The 16,084-nt window shown below is 61.0% G+C and carries 15 protein-coding genes and 1 tRNA gene; 10 read left to right on the top strand and 6 right to left on the bottom strand.

Annotated features, from left to right (window positions below; translation table 11 throughout):
- Positions 1–225: 225 nt before the first annotated feature.
- The 3 genes from C6W91_RS19690 (at position 226) to C6W91_RS19680 (ending at position 5,352) form a co-directional block, all read left to right on the top strand.
- Positions 226–2,322, top strand: coding sequence for a molybdopterin-dependent oxidoreductase (locus tag C6W91_RS19690; protein ID WP_274838882.1), 2,097 nt, complete (start codon positions 226–228; stop codon positions 2,320–2,322).
- Positions 2,323–2,624: 302 nt separating this feature from the next.
- The gene (locus C6W91_RS19685; RefSeq protein WP_065272042.1) at positions 2,625–3,050 is read left to right on the top strand and encodes a hypothetical protein; all 426 of its coding nucleotides are present in this window, start codon (positions 2,625–2,627) and stop codon (positions 3,048–3,050) included.
- A 250-nt stretch (positions 3,051–3,300) separates the two neighbouring features.
- Positions 3,301–5,352, top strand: a complete 2,052-nt coding sequence (locus C6W91_RS19680) for a DEAD/DEAH box helicase (RefSeq protein WP_274838881.1) — start codon at positions 3,301–3,303, stop codon at positions 5,350–5,352.
- Between the two features lie 49 nt (positions 5,353–5,401).
- Here C6W91_RS19680 and C6W91_RS19675 read toward each other — a convergent pair whose 3' ends face one another.
- Entirely contained in the window at positions 5,402–5,923 is a 522-nt protein-coding gene (locus tag C6W91_RS19675) for a hypothetical protein (protein WP_370571442.1), read from the bottom strand.
- A 66-nt stretch (positions 5,924–5,989) separates the two neighbouring features.
- Complete coding sequence (locus C6W91_RS19670) at positions 5,990–6,280, bottom strand: hypothetical protein (protein WP_065272040.1); 291 nt, start codon at positions 6,278–6,280, stop codon at positions 5,990–5,992.
- A gap of 359 nt (positions 6,281–6,639) precedes the next feature.
- Between C6W91_RS19670 and C6W91_RS19665 the strand changes: the two genes are divergently transcribed.
- The 3 genes from C6W91_RS19665 to C6W91_RS19655 all read left to right on the top strand — a co-directional run bounded on the left by C6W91_RS19665 (position 6,640) and on the right by C6W91_RS19655 (position 8,454).
- Positions 6,640–6,715, top strand: a tRNA-Thr gene (locus tag C6W91_RS19665).
- 65 nt (positions 6,716–6,780) lie between these two features.
- The gene (locus tag C6W91_RS19660; RefSeq protein ID WP_274839048.1) at positions 6,781–7,956 is read left to right on the top strand and encodes a DUF6538 domain-containing protein; all 1,176 of its coding nucleotides are present in this window, start codon (positions 6,781–6,783) and stop codon (positions 7,954–7,956) included.
- Between the two features lie 225 nt (positions 7,957–8,181).
- Complete coding sequence (locus tag C6W91_RS19655; RefSeq protein ID WP_133245410.1) at positions 8,182–8,454, top strand: hypothetical protein; 273 nt, start codon at positions 8,182–8,184, stop codon at positions 8,452–8,454.
- A gap of 276 nt (positions 8,455–8,730) precedes the next feature.
- Here C6W91_RS19655 and C6W91_RS19650 read toward each other — a convergent pair whose 3' ends face one another.
- The 3 genes from C6W91_RS19650 to C6W91_RS19640 all read right to left on the bottom strand — a co-directional run bounded on the left by C6W91_RS19650 (position 8,731) and on the right by C6W91_RS19640 (position 12,374).
- Complete coding sequence (locus C6W91_RS19650) at positions 8,731–10,290, bottom strand: heme biosynthesis protein HemY (protein WP_274838878.1); 1,560 nt, start codon at positions 10,288–10,290, stop codon at positions 8,731–8,733.
- Between the two features lie 10 nt (positions 10,291–10,300).
- Positions 10,301–11,536, bottom strand: a complete 1,236-nt coding sequence (locus C6W91_RS19645; protein WP_370571441.1) for a COG4223 family protein — start codon at positions 11,534–11,536, stop codon at positions 10,301–10,303.
- Between the two features lie 79 nt (positions 11,537–11,615).
- On the bottom strand, positions 11,616–12,374 hold the full coding sequence (locus C6W91_RS19640; protein ID WP_274838914.1) for a uroporphyrinogen-III synthase: 759 nt from the start codon (positions 12,372–12,374) through the stop codon (positions 11,616–11,618).
- A 73-nt stretch (positions 12,375–12,447) separates the two neighbouring features.
- On the opposite strand from C6W91_RS19640, the gene tsaD reads away from it, so the two are divergent.
- From tsaD to C6W91_RS19620, 4 genes are read left to right on the top strand one after another with little or no spacing between them, the layout of a single operon-like run.
- The gene (gene tsaD / locus C6W91_RS19635; RefSeq protein ID WP_370571440.1) at positions 12,448–13,545 is read left to right on the top strand and encodes a tRNA (adenosine(37)-N6)-threonylcarbamoyltransferase complex transferase subunit TsaD; all 1,098 of its coding nucleotides are present in this window, start codon (positions 12,448–12,450) and stop codon (positions 13,543–13,545) included.
- Positions 13,542–14,504 carry an NAD(P)H-dependent glycerol-3-phosphate dehydrogenase gene (locus C6W91_RS19630; RefSeq protein ID WP_274838912.1) on the top strand — a complete coding sequence of 321 codons (963 nt, stop codon included), beginning with the start codon at positions 13,542–13,544 and terminating at the stop codon, positions 14,502–14,504. Before tsaD ends, C6W91_RS19630 begins: the two co-directional genes overlap by 4 nt.
- 1 nt (position 14,505) lies before the next feature.
- A complete protein-coding gene (locus C6W91_RS19625) occupies positions 14,506–14,778 on the top strand; it encodes a YciI family protein (RefSeq protein ID WP_065272034.1) in 273 nt (90 codons plus the stop codon).
- Positions 14,778–15,200 carry an EVE domain-containing protein gene (locus C6W91_RS19620; protein WP_274829318.1) on the top strand — a complete coding sequence of 141 codons (423 nt, stop codon included), beginning with the start codon at positions 14,778–14,780 and terminating at the stop codon, positions 15,198–15,200. Before C6W91_RS19625 ends, C6W91_RS19620 begins: the two co-directional genes overlap by 1 nt.
- Positions 15,201–15,498: 298 nt before the next feature.
- Here the strand turns inward: C6W91_RS19620 and C6W91_RS19615 are convergent, their stop codons facing one another.
- Positions 15,499–15,840 carry a DUF2853 family protein gene (locus tag C6W91_RS19615; RefSeq protein ID WP_065272032.1) on the bottom strand — a complete coding sequence of 114 codons (342 nt, stop codon included), beginning with the start codon at positions 15,838–15,840 and terminating at the stop codon, positions 15,499–15,501.
- Positions 15,841–16,084 lie beyond the last annotated feature (244 nt).

Raw genomic sequence — 16,084 nt, 5'->3', positions numbered from 1 at the left:
CGTTACTGACCGGCCCTACAGCAGAACACCACAAAGCCCCCGCAAATCATGCGGGGGCTTTTTTGTTTTGGCTTCAATAGGGCGCAGAAACTGCGAGATGACGTTTGGTCGAAACCGGAAAGACGCGGGATAAGGCTCTGACAAGGTGACGACGGCTGGTCTAGGCTGATCCTGGTCCCTGTGGCTTTGCACGCCGCTGGACCGGGAGGAACAGGGGAGGCAGCCATGAGCGACCAAAAGACACAATTCCGGACCTGCAATATATGCGAAGCCATGTGCGGGTTGATCGTCACGCATACCGACACCGAGGTCGTGTCGATTAAGCCCAACCCGGATGACCCCCTGTCGCGGGGCCATATCTGTCCCAAGGCGATTGCCTTGCAGGATTTCCGCACCGACCCGGACCGGGTGACCACGCCGTTGAAAAAGGTGGACGGTCAATTCGTGCCGGTGTCATGGGAAGAGGCGCTGGAATATGCCGCAACCCGGATCGAAGAGGTGCAGGAGGCCCACGGGAAGGACGCCGTGGGGACCTATCTGGGCAACCCCAACGCGCATAAGTTCGGCAACCTCCTGACCCTGCCGCGACTGGTCAAGGCGCTGGGGACGCAGAACCGCTATTCCTCGGCCACGGCGGATCAGATCCCGCACCACGTTGCCTCGATCCACATGCTGGGCCATCCGATGCTGATCCCGGTGCCGGATGTGGACCGCACCGATTTCATGCTGATCATCGGCGGCAATCCCCTGGTGTCGAATGGGTCGATGATGACCGCGCCGGGATTTGGCAAGCGGATGGAGGAGCTGCACGCGCGCTGTGGGCGCAGCGTTGTGGTGGACCCCAGACGCACCGAAACCGCCGAAAAGGCCAGCACACATCTGTTCATCCGCCCTGAGACCGATGCCTTCCTGCTGCTTGCCCTGATCCATGAGGTTTTTGCGACTGGTCTGGACAGCCCCGGTGCGCTGGATCCGGTGGTGCGGGGTCGCGATGCGCTGAAACAGGCGGTGCAACCGTTCACGCCGGACCTTGCGGCAAAAATGACCGGTATCGACGCAGATACTATCCGCTCTCTAGCCCATGATTTTGCCCGCGCCGGTTCGGCGGTATGCTATGCGCGCATGGGGGCCTCGACACAAAGCTTTGGTGCCCTGTGCCAATGGGCGAGCAATGCGCTCAATATCATCACCGGAAATTTCGACAGCCCGGGCGGCGCCATGTTCACCACCCCAGCGCTGGATTACGTGGGTATGACCAGCCGCAAGGGGCGTGTGCGCAGCTATCCCGAGAAACGCTCGCGGGTGTCCGGCCAGCCGCTGTATAACGGGGAGTTCCCTGTCTCGGTCCTGGCCGAGGAGATGGAAACTCCGGGCGAGGGGCAGATCCGAGCCATGGTCACCGTGGCAGGTAATCCTGTGCTGACTGCGCCCAACGGGCTGCGCATTGGGGCGGCGATGGAGCAGCTGGATTTCATGATGTCGATTGATCTGCACATCAATGACACCACCCGCCATGCCGATCTGATCCTGCCCGCCACCGTGGCGCTTGAAGAGCACGTCTATGATATGGTGTTCCACAGTTTTGCCGTGCGCAATACCGCTGCCTTTGCCGAGCCGGTGTTTACGCCGCCCAATGACAACCCGCAGGAGTGGGAGGTCATCGCCCGGCTGGCCGCGAGGTTGAGTGGGAGCAACAGCATCGGCCCTTCGCCGGTTGAGACGCTGACGGCGCTTTTGCCGCGCGGATACCACGGCGACCGGGTGACGACGGACGCGATGCTGGGCGCTGAGACCGGAGCGATTGATCTGGGTCCGCTCGTTGAAAGCCTTGCCGATCGACTGGAAACACCGGATGGCAAGCTGGATCTGGCGCCAGAGGTGTTCCTTGCTGACTTGCCGCGACTGCTGGCCTTTGAGCCGCCGGTCAGCGATGATTACCCGCTGCTGATGATCGGGCGTCGGCAGGTACGCAGCCACAACAGCTGGACACAGAACAGCCAGCGTCTGGTGAAGGGGCGCAACCGCTGCACGGTGCAGATGCACCCCGCCGATGCGAACCGGCTGAGCATCGAGGACGGGATGGACGTTGCGGTGCACAGCCGTGTCGGGCAGGTCACCATGCCGGCCGAGGTGACGGATGAGATTGCACCGGGGGTGGTGTCTATCCCGCAGGGCTGGGGACAGCGACAGGGGAAACTGACCACGGCGACCCGGGTTCAGACCGTCTCGATCAATGATCTGACGGATGACACCCGGATTGATCCCATCAGCGGCAATGCGGCCTTTAACGGGGTTCCGGTGGCAGTGAAGGCTATCGCATAGGCGACCGAGCAGGCGGTATCCGGGACCTTTTCTCGGGGCTGGACACGGTCCCGGCCCGCAGGCCAATCTGATTGGGGATACCTCGAGAAAAGGGCTGTCAAATGCACAAAAGGATAGGTGCTGCTCCCTTTCTGGCCCTTTGTATCCGTTCAGTACATGTCGCCGCCAAAAGGGGAGTGCTGGCTGAACGATTGCCCATGGTCCCCTAGATTGACTCAAACCCGCTCAAAATAAAGATTGGTTTATATCGAAATCGAACGGTTTTTTAACCGGTTTTTATTCAAGCGGAAGGACGGTCTGCAATGATACAGAACCTGCTCGGACGGAAGAAAAAGGCAACGCGGCAAGAAAGAATTCTGTCCGAAATCGACCGGCTGATCTCATGGAAGAAATTGGCAGCCTGCGCTGAAACTTGCCTGGATGAAGCGCCCGACTGCATCAGGGTAAACCGGAATTCGTTGGAAAGCCTGGTTCGTATCGAAGTTCTGCACCGGTGCTTTGGCATTTCCCGCAGCGACCTGATGGTAACTGGGTCCGAGACACCAGAACAAGACGGCGCGACCGCTCTGTGCGATTCCCGGCCCGTCCTGAACGAAGACGACGTCGAAAACTTTTACAAGATTATCGCGGATTGCAGCAAACAGGACGAAATCATCAACGAGCTTGGCGCCCAGTTGGCCAAGGTTGGCGTGAGCCTGAAACAGCCGGTGTCCCTGTCACCGTCCTGAAAAACGTCAACAATCTGCCCCCTGCGGTCAGCCGCAACAGAATGTGGGCACGGCGGGTGATCGGCGTAGCGCGGTTGACGCCAAGCTAGGCTTATCGCTGCCCCGCGCTGGCCGCATACCGGCCAGATCACAAGATAGCTATACATTCGGGTCTGAATGCCCTATACGCGGCCAATTGTCGGCACCGGCGCAGCATTTTGCGCCACCTCCCGAGCCGCCTCCGCTCCTATAGAAAAAAGCAGACCTTCCTTTGAAACAGACACTCGCTATGGCGCTGGAGCGCCGTGGATATGACAAACTTACTCCCGTTCAGGAGGCCGTGACCGATCCGGCCCTGGGCAGCGCGGACCTGTTGGTTTCGGCGCAGACCGGTTCGGGAAAGACCGTCGGATTTGGCCTCGCCATCGCCGGGGCCATTCTGGGCGATGAAGACCGTTTTGGCTCGGCAGCTTTGCCGCTGGCGCTGGTGATTGCACCGACCCGCGAACTGGCCCTGCAGGTGAAACGCGAACTCAGCTGGCTCTATGGTGAGGCCGGTGCAACCGTCGCCTCCTGTGTGGGCGGCATGGACATGCGGGATGAGCGCCGGGCGCTGGACCGGGGCGCTCATATCGTTGTTGCCACCCCAGGCCGTCTGCGCGACCATATCATGCGCGGGTCCATCGACCTGTCCGAGCTGCGCGCAGTGGTGCTGGACGAAGCCGATGAAATGCTCGATCTCGGTTTCCGTGAGGATCTGGAGTTCATTCTGGGTGAGGCCCCGGAAGAACGCCAGACGCTGCTGTTCTCCGCCACGGTTCCCCCGGCAATCGCCCAGCTTGCAAAAAGCTATCAGCGCGATGCCATGCGGATCACCACCGTCGCCGAGAAATCGCAGCACAGCGATATCGAATACCGCGCTATGGCAGTGGCGCCGCGCGACGATGAAAACGCCATCATCAACGTGCTGCGGTTCTATGAGGCCCCCAACGCCATCGTGTTCTGCAACACCCGCGCCATGGTGAACCGACTGGTGACACGCCTGTCGAACCGTGGCTTTTCGGTCGTGGCCCTGTCGGGTGAGCTGTCCCAGTCCGAACGCAGCCATGCCCTGCAGGCCATGCGCGACGGGCGTGCCCGCGTCTGCGTCGCAACCGATGTGGCGGCGCGCGGGATCGACCTGCCGAACCTTGATCTGGTGGTGCACGCCGAATTGCCCTCCAGCCACGAAACCCTACTGCACCGTTCCGGCCGGACCGGTCGCGCCGGTCGCAAGGGCGTCAGCGCGCTGATCGTGCCGCCGAAAGCCCGTAAAAAGGCCGAGCGCCTGTTGAAGATGGCCAAGCTGCAGGCCGAATGGGGCAACGCGCCCTCGGCCGAGGCCGTGTCGGAACGCGATGGCGAACGTATGCTGGCAGATCCCGCCTGGCACGAAGCCGTCAGTGACAGCGAACAGCCCATGGTGACGCAGCTGAGCGAAGCCTTCTCGGCAGAACAACTGGCCGCAGCCTATCTGCGGCTGTGGCGCAGCGCGCGCTCTGCCCCTGAAGAGCTGTCCGAAGCAAACGCCAAGCCTGAGCCGCGCGAACCCTTTGGTCCCAGCGTCTGGTTCTCGATCGCCGCAGGGCGGAACGAAGGCGCCGATCCGCGCCGGTTGCTGCCGATGCTGTGCCGGGCCGGCAACATCACCAAATCCGATATCGGTGCCATCCGCATCCAGCAGGATGAAACCTTTGCCGAGATTCGCGAAAGCAGCGCAGCCGGATTCCTGGCGGCACTTGGCACCGAGATGGTGCTGGACGATGGCACCAAGCTGACGCAACTGGACAGCCCGCCGAACATCCCCGCCGGACGTCCCACAGGCCGCCCCGGTGGCCCCAGAAAGTTCGACGGACCGAAGCCGGGCGGAAAACGTCCGCATCGTGGTCAGGACTCACGCCCGGATGACCGGCGCGGTGAACGGTCCTATGACAAGCCAGGCTTCGACAAATCCGATGGTCCGCGCAAACCCCGCGCAAACAAATCGGACCGGGACGAGCGTCCCCGTCACAAGAAGCACGAGGCCGCCGCCCCGCGCGAGCCGAACGCTGTGGTGACCCCGCGCAGCAAGCCTGCCAGTAAACCAGCAGGCAAGCCCGGCGCGGGCGATGCCAGCAAGAGCCTGCGCAAAAAGGACGGCGGCAAACCGCATTTCGCGACCCGCGGCCCCAAGGGACCGCCGCCGCCAAAGGGCAAGCCGAACAGCAAGAAGAACAAGGCCCGTGCGGCCCTGGCCAAGGCGGGAAAAGGCGGTTCCGCAAAACCTCGTCGGCCTAAAAGCTGATCTGAGATGACATCAGGGCAAAGCGCAGTCTTTGCCCTGATTTACAGGCTCAACGCATCTGGTGTTTGCGCAGGGCGCGGAACAGGAACATCAGGATCAGTGACAAGAAGAACAATCCAAAGAAGTCACCGATCAGGTAAACGAAGTAATCCTGGGGCGGGCTTTGGAAGGCCAGATTGCTGAGCACCGAAGACACCACGGAAACCAGAAATCCGGCAAACATGATGCTGGCCCAGCGTGGCCTGCGGCCGGAATAAGGCGACAGATCCCATCCGGCCAGTTTGATCAGGTGAAAGACGGCCGACGGAACAAAAACCGCAATCGCCATTGCAGCGATCCGGGGCGGTTCAAGAACACTGGCCCCTGAGAAGTACAGAAAAACCAGAAAGACGCCGGGAAACAGCGCAATGCTTGCCCGCCATCCCAGCAGCCAGGCGGCAAGCACCTTCACCCCATGTGGAAGGAAAAGAAGGCTGGAATCGCTTTCAACGCCGGGAAAGACCCTCAATTGGATCGGCATCAGCAGTTCGAAGGCGACCAGGCAAGCCAGCAGGTAGCACAGTGTAACCACTGTTGTTTCTGTCGCCAGAGCTTTCAAATCCCGTCCCCGCCTTCATCTGTGTGACGCCCCCTGTTCCTATTTGGGTGCCTTCACCAGATATCGCCCCCGGCTCGCGCTGCCGCTTTGCTCCAGATATCCTTTGCCGACCAGCGACTTCAAGGCCCGGAAAAATGTCGGACGCGACATGCTGGCCACGATGGCATGCGCCCGGATGGTGTTGGTGCGCACGCCGTCGGAGGTGTCCGGAAAGTCGCTCGCGGCGTAGTACACATCACGTTCAACCGTAGACAGCTCCTGAAGCCCCATCGAGCTTTCCATATCGAGCATCAGTTTTCGCAACTCTGTCAGTTTGGAAATGTCAGACATAGCGTCCTGTATTAATTTTTAATGCCAAGTGTGTGTCACAAGAGTGTAATACACGAACAGCCTAAAACAGCAAATGGTATCATGTTGACACGTTATTATTGTACGGTAGTATAACTTTCGTCCGGCCGCTTTTGTTAAACCGTGAGTGGTGGCAGCCGAACACTATTTTAGAACCGAAAAATTTTCAGGCGCGGTGCCTTCGGGTTCCGCGCCGCCTTAGTTCTTTGAAACGCTGGCGAGCGTCGGGACCCAACTATGCCGCCTTGCCGTCACAGCCGTCCCTGCCCTCTGGTGCCTGTTCTGCTTTGAGATTTTACCTTGCGCGGTGGGCAGTGAGGAGCTAAATGATCAGCCGCGTAGCCCCAATAGCTCAGTCGGTAGAGCAACTGTTTCGTAAATAGTAGGTCGGCGGTTCAAGTCCGTCTTGGGGCACCACCTCTCCATCCAAGGCATTGTTTTGCATCAGTTTTTTGACTGATCAAGACGAGGCGTAGAACAAATTGGAGAACATTTCAGGCAGCCATGTCTTCGTGAAGGAAGGCATCTACTACTTCATCCGCCGTATCCCGGTGGACCTCCGACAGCATTACTCGTCGGGCAAGATCTCCTACTCGCTGCGGACCAGATCCCGTTCCATCGCTCTCTCGCGGGCAAACAGGGCTGCCTGCAAGTTGGACGAGTACTGGTACCATCTTCGCACACAGGATGCGGAACTCCCTGGCAAACACCTTCTCCGGCATGGTCTGACCCGGCAGGCTCCCCTCTTAGGAGAAGACGCCTCTGTCACGACTGATGTTCTGACGCTGTCGGAGGCTGTCTTGACGTACCTGCGCCTGAAAGGTCAGGGACGCCCTGAGACCTTCCACCGTGCCGCACATAGATCCTGCGGCTACGTGATCGACGTCTGCGGAGACAAACCCCTGACAGGCTACACCAAGGCAGACGCGAACAAGTTCCGTGACGCCCTGATCAAGCGGGGACTGGCTGGCAGCAGCATTACCCGGATCTTCGGTACCGTCCGTGCGGTCTTCAACTTCGCCGTGGCAGAAGAAGGGCTGTCCACCACAGCGCCGTTTGCAAACGTCTACTATGATCGTAGCGCCGGGGTTTCTGGCCGTAGCTCCATCCCTGTGCAGGACATTCGCACCGTTCAGGGCAAATGCAAAGTGATCGACGACGAAATGCGATGGTTGGTGGCCATGGTGGCAGATACCGGCATGCGTTTGGCCGAAGCTGCAGGCCTTTTGAGGGAAGACATCTACCGGGATGAAAGCGGCGGCTGGGTCGCTCGGATTGTCCCTCACCCCTGGAGAAGCCTCAAGACCGACAGCAGCAAACGGATCGTTCCCCTAGTCGGCTCAGCAGAATGGGCAGCAGATAGGATCCATGCGCAGGAAACGGACAGCAGGTTCGCCTTCCCGAGATACAACACCACGGGGACGACCAACGGCAACTCTGCTAGTGCAGGTCTGAACAAGTGGCTCAAGGCCTACGTGCCGAAGGGAGCCACGATGCACGGTTTCCGCCACTCGATGCGGGACAGGCTAAGGGCCGTGGAATGCCCTTCTGACATCGTGGATCAGATCGGGGGGTGGCATACTGACGGCGTGGGTCATGGATACGGGAACGGCTACCCGATAGAGGTACTGAGAAGGTGGCTAAATACAGCATGTTAAGCTGTTGACAGTTACCTTAACTGGGGCGGTCCTGTTACCGCGGAAGTTACCTTAAGTACTTGATTTGATTCACTTTTAGAATCACCTTATGGTCACGGGATCTACTCTTCTTGGAGAAACATCCCTATGCCGAATCCGTCCTACCTGACCCAACCTCACATGGTATACTGGGGCCATCTACCATCCTTCGCTAATCCATTTCGTGAGGGGTACATCGGTGTAACCATGCAGAAGCTGCACGCTCGCGTGGCCAATCACTATTCCAATCCGACCTGTCATGCGCTGAAAAAAGCCCTTGCCGAACATGCTGAAGAAATAGAGTGGCGGCCCTTGCATACTGATTTGCCATGGTATGCTGCTTACCAGATAGAGCGGATCTATAGGCCTGAACGACACATCGGTTGGAATGCAGGCTTTGGCGGCAGCAGGCATAAGAAGCGTCGCGAAGGGTGGCTAGTGACGCCGCTTGGTTCCATTCTGTTAAAGAGTGACTACTGAACAGCACCAATGCCTTCTAGCGTTTCTACGCCTCGTCTTGATCAGTCAAAAAACTGATGCAAAACAATGCCTTGGATGGAGAGGTGGTGCCCCAAGACGGTTGTTCTATTCCCGTTACAGGCACCGTTGGAACGGCAAGCATCAGTTTTGCATGTTCAGAGCCTCTTGGGGCTCTTTCAGGCGAAAGGTCTCTGCCGTCTCACCCCACTGAACACGAGAGACGGCAGATCATGGGTCAGATCCGGCTGTGCGGCGCCGGGCCGCACAGTCCAGCGGTTACTTGGCGTCTTTTTCGGCCACGTCTTCATCGCGCTCCGCGTCGCCGTTTTCGGGCTCAGCGCTCTGATCGTCCTCGGCCCGGTTATCCGCTGTGCTGACATCGTCGGAATTGTTAGGCGCATCCGCATCGATCAATTCCGCTTCAGGGATATCCCCGGCCTCTGGGGATACGGCAGGTTTCGCCGCGCCGGTGATCAGCGGCAGCATGTGGGCGCCCGTTGCGCTGGCGAATTCAGCGGTCTCGGGACGCTTCCAGCTGAGCGTGTCAAAGCTGGTGCAATGTTCGCAGACCGGCGCCCATTCCGCGTGAATGTGGTTGCAGTTCTCGCAAACCCATTGCGGGCCACGCGGCGCGGTCAGCGCGCGGGTCAGCCAGCCCTGAACCACCGCATCCGGGGCACCTTCGCCGCGCTCAATCGCAGCCATCAGAGTGAGGGCGCGTGCATCCGGCGCCCGTTCTGCCAGATCGCCCAGGGCCCGGCGCGCCTCGGGATAATCTTCGGCCACGATGTTCAGCTCGGCCATCACCAGACGGGTTTCGTCGTCATGCGGTTTCAGGCGCGCCAGCTGGCCAAAACGTTTGACCCGCTCGGCGGCGGTTTCTGTCGGTTCGATTTCGGCAAAGGCATGCGCCAGATCGGGGTGCGGCTGTGCCTCCCAGGCTTTTTTCAGAACCCGGACAGCATTGCGGGTCTTGCCCTTGGCGATATAGGCGCGCGCGGCCATAGCGGCGGCAGGCACGAGATCGGGCGACAGGCGGTTGGCCTCGATGGCCTGTTCGCGCTGCTCCACGGTTGCGCCTTCCTCGATCACCCCTTGGGAGGCCGAAAGCGCCAGCACCGCGTCGCGCCGTTTGAACACATCGCGGGGCAGAGTGCCGGTCTTCAACTTGGTCGCAAGGGTCTTGCGCGCCCCGGCCCAATCCTCGGCGCGGGCCTGCAGTTGCAGCAGCGTATCCTGTACCTCTTCGTGTTTCGGGCGCAGCGCCAATGCCTTTTCGGCCAGTTGCCGGGCGGTGTCGGTATCGCCGTCGGACAGCTTTTGCTTCATGATGCCGCGAATGCCGACGAACCGGGTGTTCTGATTGCCCAGCAATCGTTTGTAAGCGGCTGCAGCCTTTTTGGTATCGCCCGCCATTTCGGCCGCCTGCGCGGTCAGAAGATCGGTGAGTTCGGGTTTTTCCAGATATCGCTCGGCGCGCGATGCCTTGGCCAGCGCCAGACGTCCCTCGCCCGAGGCCAGCGCCATCAGCCCATCAGACAGCGCCTGATAACCCTTTGCCTCGCGACCCTTGTCGAAATAGCGCGACAGGGCGGTTTCATCGCCATTCAGGAACTTCAGCGTGGCGATCAGCAGCGACAGCAGTTTGAAGAACAGCCAGACGATCACGACCAGCGCCACCAGCGCCATCACGGATTGCAGCGCGCCAAGGGTATATTCAGTGCCTGCAACGGTGATCTGCACGCCCCCGGCGGTTTCCATCAGGATCCCCGCACCCAGAGCCAGCAGCGCGACGATTGCAACAAAGACGAGGATTTTCAGCAATGACCAGAGCATGGCAGGGTCCTTATTTCGCGTTCAGGCTTTGGGCCAGTTCATCCGCTGCGGCAACCGCAGCGACCCGGCTGCGGGCAGCCGATTCCCAGTCCGCCAGGGCGGTCCGGGCGGTTTCAGGCAGTGCGTCCAGTTCGGCCAGCGCATCGGCAATCTTGCCCTGATCGACCAGCGCGCCGACGCGGGACAGGACCGCATCCGGATCGTCGCCTTCGCGCGGCGCAACCGAGCGCGCGCCGAGGTGACGTTTGAGATAATCCATCACGCCACCGGTACCCTTGGTCTCTTCCCGCGCGGCGGCAAGGGCGCTGCGGGCAGCCGGGGTGAAGCTATCGGCCAAGCCGGTGAGCGTTGCCACACCGCTGTCGGCAGGAGAGGTCAGCGCCTCTGGCACGGTAACATCAAGGGTGGTCAATTCGTCGACAAGCCCCGCGTAGCTGGCGCCGCTGTCGAGACTGGAGCGCAGACGGGCCAGCACGGTCTGGGCGCTGGCAATACGGGCAGCTTCGGCGCTGGCCTCATCCATCTGGCGGGCCTCGGCGAGCATCTGTTCAACCTCGGCGCGCTGTGCGGCCAGCCTGTCCTGCAATTTGGCAAGCTGGGCATCTACTGCGGCAATGGCCTCGGGCGATCCGGCATCGGCCACCGGGCGTTGCTCCAGCGCAGTCAAACGCTCCACAAGCGCGGCAATCTCGGTCTCAAGCGCGTCACTTTGCGGTGCGGATAGATCACCAACGGTGCCTTCAACAGCGTCGATACGCTGCGAAAGCGGCGCGAGATCGGGAATGGAGATCCCCTCGACCTGCGTTTTCAGCGCCGACAGATCCGACCGCAAAGCGGCCTGCTCTGCTTCGATCGCGGTGACATCAACACTGGCCGGGCGCAGGCTGGGCGGCAGGATGCTGTTCAAAACGCCGCCTTGCCCCAGGGCAAATCCGATGACAGCAGCGACAGCCCCGCCAAGGACGGCTGAGCCAAAGCCACCGCGTTTTTCGACAACGCGTTCGATCACCTGTTGCGGTTCGGCGGGTGCCGGTTCAGGGGTTTCTGCGTCTGCGTCTGCGTCTGCGTCTGCGTCTGCGTCTGCGTCTGCGTCCGTCTCGCTCGATGCTTCGGCTTCGGAAGTGTCCGCCGGGCTTTCCTCTTGCGAGTCAACCGGTTCCGGGGTTTCGACCTCAGTCACCTCTGATGCCGTCACATCATTGGCGTCCGACCCGGTCACATCATCCGAAGTTTTCTTGTCAGCCACGTCGGCATCTCCCTCAATTCTCACCGCTGCGACTCATGCTTGAATCCTGCGGTGCTGGCGCTCAACCCCAAGCGCGACATTACTTCCCGTGCGCGGGACCCTCAACCCGCGCCAAAGCATCTGCGGCATCACGGACCAGTGTACTCATCGCATCTGCATCGGGCGTGTTACATACCTGCAAGTCCCTGCAATTCAAGACTTTCAGTGGTTTCGCAACGGCTTCGCTCAGCGCAATCAGATGCAAATTCGACGCATCGGGACAAATCTGGGCGAAATGCCGCGCAGTTCGTGGCGAAAAAACCGGCACGATCAGCGACTGTTGCGACGTTATTGCCCGCAGCGCGTCTTCATTCAGTGGCAGCAGCTCCTGATCATAGATCACCTTCTCGCGGCAGGACAGCCCGGCATCCGTCAGGCGCTGCGCCACATCACCACGCGTATGACGCCCGTGCAGATGCAACAAGGGCGCGGGTGGGCACATATCTACCAGGCGGGAGACCAGCTCATCGGCGGTCTGGCCCAAACATTGCGCGGACCAGCCCGCGCGGATCGCCTCCGCCGTGGTGCGCTGCCCGACACAATAGGCAGGCAGATCCGTGGAAACCTGTCCGGTCGCCGTGGCAACCGCATTGGCAGAGGTAAAGATCAGCCCGCGGACGCCCTGCGTATCCGTTGCCTCCAAGGCGCCAGATAATGGCTGAACCCGCATCAGCGGCGCATAGATCACGGTAAGCCCTGCGCGTGTCTCATCAGGCAGGTCCTCCACGAACCGGCGGGCCGAGGGCAGCGGCCGCGTCATCAGCAAACCCACGGCAGGGCCGGTCTTCGGATCCGTCACATCGCGCTCCCGGGATTGTTTGCACCTGTCATAGGTGGTAGCCCCGGCGCCAACCTGATGCAATGGTAGCACGATGACACAAACCCTGACGATCCTTGGGCTGGAAAGCAGCTGCGACGATACAGCAGCGGCGGTGGTGCGCCAGACCGGAGATGCCCCGGCCGAGGTCCTGTCGTCGGTGGTTTTTGGCCAGACCGAACTGCACAGCGCCTATGGCGGGGTGGTGCCGGAAATCGCGGCGCGGGCGCATGCGGGAAAGCTGGATATCTGCGTGATCGAGGCGCTGAAAGAGGCCGGTGTCACGTTGAAAGACCTAGACGCAGTGGCCGTCACTGCCGGGCCGGGGCTGATCGGCGGGGTGATGTCCGGTGTGATGTGCGCCAAGGGGATTGCCGCCGCCACCGGCCTGCCGCTGATCGGGGTGAACCATCTGGCGGGCCATGCGCTGACGCCGCGGCTGACCGATGGGATTGCCTTTCCCTATCTGATGCTGCTGGTGTCCGGCGGGCATTGCCAGTATCTGATCGTGCGCGGACCAGAGGATTTCACCCGTCTGGGCGGCACCATCGACGATGCTCCGGGCGAAGCCTTTGACAAGACCGCGCGCCTTTTGGGCCTGCCGCAGCCCGGCGGCCCCTCGGTGCAGGCCGAGGCGGAAAATGGCGACCCCAAACGGTTCCGCTTTCCGCGCCCGCTGCTGGACCGGCCCGATTGCAACCTGTCATTCTCGGGGCTGAAAACCGCGCTGATGCGGATGCGCGATCAGATCGTTGCGGAAAAAGGCGGGCTGACACGGCAGGACCGCGCCGACCTTTGCGCCGGGTTTCAGGCCGCCGTGGTCGATACCCTGGCCGAGAAGACCCGTCGCGCCTTGCGCCTTTATCTGGATGAAAACCCGGCGTCCCCGACCGTTGCCGTGGCCGGCGGGGTCGCCGCCAATACCGCCATTCGCGCCGCACTACAGGATGTCTGCGCCGAAGCAGGCGCCACCTTCACCGCGCCGCCCCTGCGCCTGTGCACCGATAACGCTGCGATGATCGCCTATGCCGGGCTGGAGCGGTTCCGATCTGGTGCGCGCGACGGGTTGGACCTGACCGCCCGGCCGCGCTGGCCGCTGGATCAGAGCAGCCCCGCGCTGCTTGGCTCGGGCAAGAAAGGGGCCAAGGCATGAGTGTTTCGGTTCTGGGCGCGGGCGCCTTTGGCACGGCGCTGGCGATTTCTCTGGCGGGCAATGGGCCCGTCACACTTTGGGCACGCAGCCAGCCCCATGCCGAGCAGATGCAGACCAGCCGCCGCAATGTGGCCCGCCTGCCCGGCGTGGATCTGCCGCCAGAGCTGACCGTCACCTCGGATTTGGCCGAAGCGGCGGAAAGTGACACCATCCTGCTGTCCGTTCCGATGCAGCAATTGCGCGGGCTGCTGATGGCCGAAGGCGATGCGCTAGCGGGCAAGGCCCTGGTGGCCTGCTGCAAGGGGATCGAACTCAGCACCGGGATGGGACCGGTTTCGGTGATCCGGGATTGCCTGCCACAGGCACAAGCCGCCCTGCTGACCGGCCCCAGCTTTGCCGCCGATATCGCGCGCGGCCTGCCCACGGCACTGACGCTGGCCTGCGAAGACCCTGCGCTGGGATTGTCCCTGCAGGAACAGCTGACCACGGCCAACCTGCGGCTTTATCGCACTACGGATACGGTGGGCGCCGAGTTGGGCGGTGCCCTGAAGAACGTGATCGCCATCGCCTGCGGCGCGGTGATCGGTGCAGGCCTTGGCGAAAGCGCCCGCGCCGCGCTGATGACCCGCGGTTATGCCGAGATGCAGCGCATGGCCCTGGCCTGCGGTGCCCGCGCCGAAACGCTGGCCGGGCTGTCGGGCTTTGGCGATCTGACGCTTACCTGCAGTTCGGACCTGTCGCGCAACTACCGGCTGGGGTTTGCCATTGGCCGGGGAGAGAGTTTCGATCCCTCCATCACCGTCGAAGGCGCCGCCACCGCCCGGGCCACCGCCGCCAAGGCCAAGGACATGCGGCTGGACATGCCGATCACACAAACCGTGGTCGCTTTGCTGGATGGCCGCTTGACGATTCATGACGCAACCGCTCAACTGCTGTCACGACCATTAAAAGAGGAATAAAATGCTTATAGCATTGATTGCACGCGATAAACCCGGGCATTTGGAAACCCGGATGGCGAATCGCACCGCGCATCTGGCCTATATCGAAGAGACTGGCGCCGTGGCGCAGGCAGGGCCGTTGCTGGATCAAAACGGCGAAATGGTCGGATCGCTGATCATTCTGGATGTCGAGGATATGGCCGCGGGCGAGGCTTGGGCGGCAAATGACCCCTACAACAAGGCAGGCCTGTTTGAGGCGGTCGAGCTGATCACCTGGAAAAAGGTCGTCGGCTGATGGCCTATTGGCTGTTCAAATCCGAACCTTCGACTTGGGGCTGGCAGGACCAGCAGGCCAAGGGCGACGCGGGTGAGGAATGGGACGGCGTGCGAAACTACCAGGCGCGTAATTTCATGCGCCAGATGAAACTGGGCGACCGCGGGTTCTTCTATCACTCACAGAAAGAAAAATCCGTGGTTGGCATTGTCGAGGTCTGCGCCGAGGCGCACCCCGACAGCACCACGGATGATCCGCGCTGGGAGTGCGTGGATATCAAGGCGGTGCGCGGCTTCACCACGCCGGTATCCCTGGAGCAGATCAAATCCGATCCCCGGCTCGAAGAGATGGTGCTGGTGAAAAGCTCACGCCTGTCGGTGCAGCCTGTGAGCGAGGAAGAGTGGCGCATCATCTGCGATCTGGGCGGAACTGATCCGGACTGAGCCTTAGCTGGGGCGCAGGACCACATTCATGGACGTTTGTCCCAAATGCCTGTTCTGAAAACGAAAAAGGGAAGGCCCAGCGAATGCAGGACCTTCCCTTCACCCCGCGTGCTCCGTAGCCACCACACGCGTATGAGAAATTCGGTTCCTGCCTTCCTGGCGGGTTGAACTATAGATAGCCCAGAGAAGTTGGATTCCGCAATTCATTAGCTTCGACAATACCGTTAAAATGCGAAACGCCCCGTGTGGGGCGTTTGCAAACTGTGTATTTTCAAGGTGTTAACTGGCTTTGGCGGGGTTAGCCGTAAACCGCTTCCTTGCCGAAATGCTTGGTCAGCATGTAGTAGAAAACCGCCCGGTATTTGTTGCGCTCAGATTTGCCATAGATCTCGACGACCTTGTTGATCGCCTCCATCAGTTCAGGCCCGTCAGCAAGACCCAGTTTCTTGATCAGGAAGTTCTGTTTGACGGTTTCCAGCTCGCTCTCCTGGCTGGAGGCAACGGTGGAGGCATCCGCATCGTAGATCGCGGGGCCGCAGCCGATGGTCACCTTGGTCAGCAGGTCCATATCCGGATCCATGCCGCATTTGTTTTTCAGATCATCTGCATATTGTGCAATCAGGTCGTCACGTTTTCCCAAAGTCTTTTCTCCCTTCTGGGGCGGACCCGGCTCCGGATCCTTCCGGTCACATAATGGCCAGGATCAGCTTAAGGGCAGAACGCGACAGGGCAACGGGAATTTTTGCAATCCTGCCTCAAAGCCAGGCCTTTGCTGTCCGGGGGCAGGGAACCGGCGCCCATCCAGTCTCTGCCTTGTAACAAAAAAGCCCCCGCATGATTTGCGGGGGCTTTGTGGTGTTCTGCTGTAGGGCCGGTCAGTAACG

It is taken from the genome of Phaeobacter sp. SYSU ZJ3003, from assembly GCF_041300735.1.
Classification (GTDB): Bacteria; Pseudomonadota; Alphaproteobacteria; order Rhodobacterales; family Rhodobacteraceae; genus Phycobacter; species Phycobacter gallaeciensis_A.
This window is presented reverse-complemented; position numbering and strand designations above follow the sequence as displayed.